1 protein-coding gene is annotated in these 423 nt (G+C 69.3%); it reads right to left on the bottom strand.

Annotated features, from left to right (window positions below; genetic code table 11):
* A partial coding sequence (locus tag EVJ23_RS15085; RefSeq protein WP_201740760.1) for an ABC transporter transmembrane domain-containing protein occupies positions 1–423 on the bottom strand: 423 nt, incomplete at both ends.

Raw genomic sequence — 423 nt, 5'->3', positions numbered from 1 at the left:
TGTCAAAGCTGAGCGCGCCCTGCCCTTTTGCAGGCATCGCCCTGGGGCGCGCCGGCGCCGAAATCTCCGGCACCGCGCGCAGGACTTCCGCCGCGCGGTCTGCCGCGCCCGCCGCCCGCATCACCTCGCCATAGACTTCCGCCAGCATGCCAAGGCCAGACCCGGCAAAGGCGGCATACATCACCATCGTGGCAAGATCGCCAAAGCTCATCTCCCCGCTCGCCACCGCCCGCGCGCCGAGCCACAGCACGCCGGTAAAGCCGCCGAACAAGAGCACCGATACCAGCACGATCATGATTGCGCGCGCGCCGGTCCGGCGCATGGCGGCGGCAAAGGTCGCCTCGATCGCCCGCTGGAAGGTCGACAGCTGGCCCCCTTCCCGGCCATAGGCCTGGACGAGTTCGATCGAGTCGAGCGTCTCGG

It is taken from the genome of Exiguobacterium sp. SH1S1, from assembly GCF_004337245.1.
GTDB lineage: Bacteria > Bacillota > Bacilli > Exiguobacteriales > Exiguobacteriaceae > Exiguobacterium > Exiguobacterium aurantiacum_A.
Note: the sequence above shows the minus strand (reverse complement) of the source record. Positions and strands in the feature narration are given on the sequence as shown.